Annotated in this window: 7 protein-coding genes and 1 pseudogene; 7 read left to right on the top strand and 1 reads right to left on the bottom strand. The window is 62.1% G+C overall.

The window, feature by feature from the left end:
* Nucleotides 1–199, top strand: a 199-nt coding sequence (locus HLUSI_RS26390) for a hypothetical protein (RefSeq protein WP_040503003.1), incomplete at its 5' end; no start/stop codon positions are given.
* A gap of 52 nt (nt 200–251) precedes the next feature.
* Here HLUSI_RS26390 and HLUSI_RS0101080 read toward each other — a convergent pair.
* Nucleotides 252–1,766 (bottom strand): aminotransferase-like domain-containing protein, encoded by a 1,515-nt coding sequence (locus HLUSI_RS0101080; protein ID WP_016832199.1) that lies wholly within the window; start codon nt 1,764–1,766, stop codon nt 252–254.
* A 187-nt stretch (nt 1,767–1,953) separates the two neighbouring features.
* Here HLUSI_RS0101080 and HLUSI_RS26395 point away from each other — a divergent pair.
* The 6 genes and pseudogenes from HLUSI_RS26395 to HLUSI_RS26400 all read left to right on the top strand — a co-directional run.
* A pseudogene (locus HLUSI_RS26395) lies at nt 1,954–2,975 on the top strand (threonine dehydratase).
* On the top strand, nt 2,972–3,319 hold the full coding sequence (locus tag HLUSI_RS0101090) for a DUF2917 domain-containing protein (RefSeq protein WP_016832200.1): 348 nt from the start codon (nt 2,972–2,974) through the stop codon (nt 3,317–3,319). The pseudogene HLUSI_RS26395 and the gene HLUSI_RS0101090 overlap by 4 nt, the downstream one beginning before the upstream one ends.
* Nucleotides 3,319–3,909, top strand: coding sequence for a LysE family translocator (locus HLUSI_RS0101095; RefSeq protein WP_016832201.1), 591 nt, complete (start codon nt 3,319–3,321; stop codon nt 3,907–3,909). The genes HLUSI_RS0101090 and HLUSI_RS0101095 overlap by 1 nt, the downstream gene beginning before the upstream one ends.
* Before the next feature lie 41 nt (nt 3,910–3,950).
* The gene (locus HLUSI_RS0101100) at nt 3,951–4,904 is read left to right on the top strand and encodes a DMT family transporter (RefSeq protein WP_016832202.1); all 954 of its coding nucleotides are present in this window, start codon (nt 3,951–3,953) and stop codon (nt 4,902–4,904) included.
* A 161-nt stretch (nt 4,905–5,065) separates the two neighbouring features.
* Nucleotides 5,066–5,524 carry a RidA family protein gene (locus tag HLUSI_RS0101105; protein ID WP_016832203.1) on the top strand — a complete coding sequence of 153 codons (459 nt, stop codon included), beginning with the start codon at nt 5,066–5,068 and terminating at the stop codon, nt 5,522–5,524.
* 100 nt (nt 5,525–5,624) lie between these two features.
* The coding region (locus HLUSI_RS26400) for an aminotransferase class I/II-fold pyridoxal phosphate-dependent enzyme (RefSeq protein ID WP_016832204.1) at nt 5,625–6,168 on the top strand (544 nt) is incomplete at its 3' end.

Here is a 6,168-nt window from a genome sequence, read left to right on the forward strand (position 1 = left end):
GATCACCGCTGACGATGTCATCAAGATGGGCATCGCCAGCGGTGCCTCATCGCATATTCTGACGGTCAAGATGAGCGGTAGCGAGAGCTTGCAGATTGCGGCCAACGGATCGGACCATTACGTCTACTTCCCCGGCACCACGGACTATGCGTTCTACAACGCATCCAATGTGGAAGTTGCGCGGATTCACTTGGCGTAACGCGTTTGTCGTCCGCTTTTCCGCTACCTGAATTGATCGGGTAGCGGAAGTTTCAACGTCCCAGTTCTTCGTCAAGAAAACGCCAGATCGCCGGATCCGTCATGCTGGCGACGTTGATGCGCATCTTGGTGGACGGCAGCTGATTCGGCGAGAACAGGCTGCCCGGCGCCAGCAGGAATCCCTGCGCCATGGCCTTCTCGGTCAATACACTCGTATCGCAGCCGGCGTCGGCCCACACGAACATGCCGTTCGAGGTTGCCGTGCCGGTGCCCAGGCCGACTCTTTCCAATTGCCGCACCACCTTGTCGCGCACGCCGTTGAGACGGTTGCGCAGCCGTTCGGTGTGCTTGCGGTAATGGCCTTCGGAGAGGATCTTGTAGACCACGCGTTCGCCGATTTCGGTGGTGGTCAGGGTCGACAGCATCTTGCGATCGGCCAGATGGCGCGCCAGGTCAGGCGAGGTGGCGATGAAGCCCACGCGCAGGTTGGCCGACAGGGTCTTGGAAAATCCCCCCAGGTAAATCACCCGGTGCAACTGGTCCAGCGCCGCGATGCGCGTGGCCGCCTGGCCGCCGGCGCCCGCACCGGCATTGCCGGCATGCATGTCGCAATAGATGTCGTCCTCGACGATGGTGAAGTCGTGTTCTTCGGCGATGCGCAGGATCTGGAATGCCTTGGCCGCCGACAACGAGGTCGAGGTCGGGTTGTGCAGCACCGAGTTGATCACGTACAGGCGCGGCTTGTGCAGCGCCGCCAGTTCCGCCAGTTTGGCGATGTCGGGGCCGTCGGCCAGACGCGGGATGCCGACCACCTTGGCGCCCATCGCGGCAAACGAGCCGAACATCAGGAACCACGCCGGATCGTCGACGAAGATCACATCGCCGGGGCGCAGGAAATGGCGCGCCACGATGTCCAGTCCCTGCGTCACGCCGGAGGTCATCAGGATCTGTTCGGGCGCGGCGGAAATCTCCAGTTCGGCCAGCTTCAGCTGCAACTGCTGGCGCAGCGGCAGGAAGCCTTGCGGCGTGCCGTAGCTGAGCAGCAGCGACTGGTTTTGCCGACCCACCGCGCGCAGGCCGTTGGCGATCAGGTCGCCGTCCAGCCAATCCGGCGGCAGCAGGCCGCCGCCGGGCATTTTTTGCGCCGGCATCTGGCGGAACATGTTGCGCACCAGCCAGACCACGTCGAGTTGTTGCGGTTGCGATGCAGCATCGCTGCCCGGATTGTGGCCTGCAGCCGATACAACTGTACCGGCCATTGACGGATTGGCAACAGGCGAGCGCTCACGCACGAAAAAACCGGAGCCGCGCCGCGATTCAAGGAAACCCTGGGCCACTAGGCGATCATAGGCTTCCACCACGGTGAAGCGCGACACGCTGTGCAGGTCGGCGAACTGGCGTATGGACGGCATGCGCGCGCCGGTGCGCAACAGTTTGTCGTCAACGCGCGACTGCACCGTGCGGACGATTTGATCGACCAGCGAGTCGCCGCTCTCGCGCGACAGTAGCGGCAGGGTAGTCGGCATGGCGGCCGGCGGAAGCGTTTTGATACGGGCTGTATTGGTCATTTTACCGTGACAATGTAAGCAATTATTTGGTTAAGTGTACTGGTACTGTACTGGCGATGTCGATTAGGATAGACCCATGTCAAGAGCGGCGTCAATCGGAAGTCATCAGGAAGATCGATGGAAACCCGGCGCTTGTTCAATTGACCAGAAAACAGATTCACGACAGATTCATCACCAGGAGACTTTCATGACCCATTTGTTGCCAACGCATGCCGATATCGAGCAAGCCGCCAAGGCCGTGTACGCCGCGATGCCGGCGACGCCGCAATATGCATGGCCGCTGCTGAGCGAAGCGCTCGGCGCCGAGGCCTGGGTCAAGCATGAAAACCATACGCCGACCGGCGCCTTCAAGATCCGCGGCGGCCTGGTCTACCTGCAAAACCTGGCGCAGCGTCCGCGCCAGCAACAGGTGCGCGGCGTGATTTCCGCCACGCGCGGCAACCACGGCCAGTCGGTCGGTTTCGCCGCGCGCCGTTACGGCATCCCGGCCACCATCGTGGTCCCGCAAGGAAACAGCCGTGAAAAGAACGCCGCCATGCGCGCGCTGGGCGTTGAGCTGGTGGAGTTCGGACAGGAGTTCCAGGAAAGCCGCGAGCATGCCGCCATGTTGGCGCAGCAAGAACAACTGCACATGATTCCCTCCTTGCACCGCGATCTGGTGGCCGGCGTGGCCAGCTACTGGATGGAACTGTTCGCGGCCCAGCCGGGGCTGGATGTGGTGCTGGTTCCCATCGGCCAGGGCTCGGGCATGTGCGGCGCAGTCGCTGCGCGCAATGCGCTGGGCCTGTCGACCCGCATCATCGGCGTGGTGTCGGCGCATGCGCTGGCTTACAAGCTGTCGTTCGACGGCCGCAGCAAGGTCGAGTCGCCGGTGACCACCGTGATTGCCGACGGCATGGCCTGTCGCGTGCCGGACGAGGCCTCGCTGGAAGTGATCCTGAATGAAGTCGATGAAGTGATCGCCGTCAGCGACGATGAAGTCGCCGCAGCAATGAAATTGTATTTCACCGCCACCCACAATGTCGCCGAAGGCGCGGGGCGGCAGCGATGCAGATCCGCCATCGCCTGCGGGGACAGCGCATCGGCCTGACGCTGTCGGGCGGCAACGTCGACCACGACATGTTCGCGCAGATTCTGTCGCGCCCCGACCAGAACGCGCAGCTGGCTGATCGCAACGTTGACCTCAATCAACAGAGGAGGGCGGCATGACTGCACTGACACGCGAACATCATCATCTGCACCTGGGCGCCGGCGCGCTGGCCTCGGGCAAGTTCGAACGCAGCCGCTTGCTGCTGGTGCGGCGCGGCTATGTCTGGGTTACCCAGGAAGGCCGGCCTGAAGATTTCTGGCTGCATGCCGGCGATGCGCTGATCGTGCAGCCCGGTCGCACCATCGTGGTGGAAGCTGTCATCGCCAGTGAAATCTTCATGGAAAACCGCAGCAAGCCCGGTGCAGGATTGTGGCTCAAGGCGCGTTGCCTGATGGCGCGCAGCTTGTGGCAACGTGCCTTGGCGCGATTTCCGCACACCGCCGTCCGCCAGGGAGGACAGTGATGGAAGCCTTGTTGCCGCTGGCCTCGTTCGCCTTCGTCACGTCGATCACGCCGGGACCGAACAACATCATGCTGACGTCTTCGGGCGTATGGTTCGGTTTCCTGCGATCGATTCCGCATATGCTCGGCATCACCTTCGGTTTCATGGTGCTGCTGGCGATCTGCGCCGCCGGCATCGGCAGCCTCGTCATCGCCGTGCCGGCCATCCACGTATTGCTGAAGATCGCCGGCTCCGGTTATCTGCTGTACCTTGCATGGAAACTGCGCAGCATGCGCTTCAGCCAGGAAGACAGCGCGCATGTGCGGCCGATGTCATTCATGGGAGCGGCGCTGTTCCAGTTCGCCAATCCCAAGGCGTGGGTGATGGCCATCACGGGCGCAGCCGCGTTCCTGCCGCTGGTGCAGCCGGTGTGGCTGGCCATCGCCATCTATTGCCTGGTGTTCTGCGCCATCAACCTGCCTTGCGTATCCGTCTGGGCGGGCGCGGGGGCGGTGCTGCGCCGTTACCTGGAGCGCCCGCTGTGGCGCATGGCCTTTGCGGCGGTCATGGTGCTGCTGACGCTCTATTCGGCATTGGCCATCTGGTTCTGAGCTGGCTCAATTTGCATCGATTCGATCACAGGGGAGTTCTCATGCAGGCAAGCAGCAAACCAGTCGTCACTGCCACAGCCGAAGGCAATGTGGCGCGCAATGAAAGCCGGGGCATGTGGCTGGGGCTCATCGGCGTGGCCGTCTTCAGTCTCACCTTGCCCTTTACCCGCATCGCCGTGGCTGAACTCAGCCCCGCCTTCGTCGCCTTCGGCCGCGCGGTGGTGGCTGCGGTATGCGCGATCGGCATGCTGTGGCATCTGAAGGCGAAGCTCCCGACCCGGCTGCAAGTGCGCGGGTTGCTGATTACTTCGCTGGGAGTGGTGGTCGGATTCCCCTTGTTCTCATCAATCGCCATGCATTACGTACCCGCCTCGCACGGTGCAGTGGTGGTGGGCTTGTTGCCGCTGGCGACGGCCTTGTTCGGCGCGCTGCGTTTCGGCGAGCGTCCTTCGACGGGATTCTGGATCGCGGCGCTGATCGGCAGCTTCATCGTGATCGCTTTTGCGTTGCGCCAGGGCGGCGGCAGTTTCCATACCGCCGACTTCGCGTTGTTCGCGGCGGTGGTGGCGGCGGCCATGGGCTATGCCGAAGGCGGTCGCCTGTCGCAGAGCATGGGCGGCCAGCAGGTGATCTGCTGGGCACTGGTGCTGTCGATGCCGGTATTGTTGCCGGTCACGATCTGGCTCGGTATGCACTACGGCGTGGCAGCTTCTCCGCAGGCATGGATGTCGTTTGCCTACGTGTCGTTCTTCTCGATGTTCATCGGATTTTTCTTCTGGTACAAGGGCCTGGCGCTGGGCGGTATTGCGCGAGTCGGCCAGGTGCAATTGCTGCAGCCGTTCATGACGCTGGTAGGTGCAGCGGTGATCGTCGGCGAAACCCTGGATGCGAGTCACTTGTTGTTCGCGACGGCGGTTATTGCCGTTGTGGCAATCGGGCGGCGCATGGCGATCCGGCGCGCACCCGTCATCGCGCCTCAGTTGAATCGGCGCTAATTCAGTCGGGGCAACGCTTTTCGTCATGTTGTCCGTCACAACGCTGCGATATTTGCGATAATGGCGGACTACATTTTTTGTTTTCATTTCGAAACGTGCTGCCTTGCCTGGCGTCAATACGCTGACGACGGTGAGCCGGCCACAGCAAACAGGAGCATCGCATGTCCGTCTACGAAAAACTCAAAGCCCTGAATATTGAATTGCCAGCCGTGGCCGCACCGGCCGCCGCCTACGTCATGTATGCGCAAACCGGCAACACCGTATTCCTGTCCGGCCACCTGGCCAAGAAGGACGGCAAGGTGTGGGTTGGCCAGCTCGGCAAGGACACGACGACGGAACAGGGCAAGCTGGCGGCCCGCGCGGTGGCGATTGATTTGCTGGCGACATTGCAAGCGGCTTGCGGCGGCGACCTGACACGGGTCAAGCGCATCGTCAAGCTGATGAGCCTGGTCAACTCGACCGGCGATTTCACGGAACAGCATCTGGTGACCAACGGCGCCTCCGAACTGATCGGCGAATTGTTCGGCGATCAGGGCAAGCATGCGCGTTCGGCTTTCGGCGTGGCGCAGATTCCGATGGGCGCCTGCGTCGAGATCGAACTGATCGCAGAGATCGCATAAAACAATCAATTTGTCGCCGGACCGGCGGATGACCGCTCCCGGCTGTATCCAATACCGTGCAATACGATCCTATTACACGACCCTATTTTTGGCAGGCATCATGAAAATCGAAAACCCCAATCCGCTTCAGTGGAATTTCTCCAAACGCTCGCAGCAGCTGCAAAGCTCGGCCATTCGCGAAATCCTGAAGATCACCATGCGTCCGGAAATCACCTCGTTCGCAGGCGGCCTGCCGTCGCCGGCGACCTTCCCGGTGGAGCGCATGAAAGCGGCGTTCGACACTGTCCTGACGAACCAGGGCAAGATCGCGCTGCAATACGGTCCGACCGACGGTTACGGTCCGCTGCGCGAATGGGTGGCCAATTCGCTGTCCACCGACGGCGCCCGGATCCTGCCCGAACAAGTGCTGATGGTCTCGGGCTCGCAACAAGGCCTGGACCTGCTGGGCAAAGTGCTGATCGACGAAGGCAGCAACGTGATGGTGGAAACGCCGAGCTATCTGGGCGCGCTGCAGGCGTTCTCGATCTACGGTCCGAACTTCATTTCGGTGCCGAGCGATGAACAAGGTCTGATTCCTTCGGCCGTCGAAGAGTTGGGCAAGGGCGCGCCTGGCGCCGATCTGGGGCCTGGACGCGCCGACCATT

The organism is Herbaspirillum lusitanum P6-12 (genome assembly GCF_000256565.1).
Lineage (GTDB): Bacteria > Pseudomonadota > Gammaproteobacteria > Burkholderiales > Burkholderiaceae_D > Herbaspirillum > Herbaspirillum lusitanum.

Bases quoted from the DNA above. Each gene is read 5' to 3' on its own strand.
- HLUSI_RS0101095 (WP_016832201.1), top strand. From the start codon at position 3,319: ATGGAAGCCTTGTTGCCGCTGGCCTCGTTCGCCTTCGTCACGTCGATC.
- HLUSI_RS0101100 (WP_016832202.1), top strand. From the start codon at position 3,951: ATGCAGGCAAGCAGCAAACCAGTCGTCACTGCCACAGCCGAAGGCAAT.
- HLUSI_RS0101105 (WP_016832203.1), top strand. From the start codon at position 5,066: ATGTCCGTCTACGAAAAACTCAAAGCCCTGAATATTGAATTGCCAGCC.
- HLUSI_RS0101080 (WP_016832199.1), bottom strand. From the start codon at position 1,766: ATGACCAATACAGCCCGTATCAAAACGCTTCCGCCGGCCGCCATGCCG.
- HLUSI_RS0101090 (WP_016832200.1), top strand. From the start codon at position 2,972: ATGACTGCACTGACACGCGAACATCATCATCTGCACCTGGGCGCCGGC.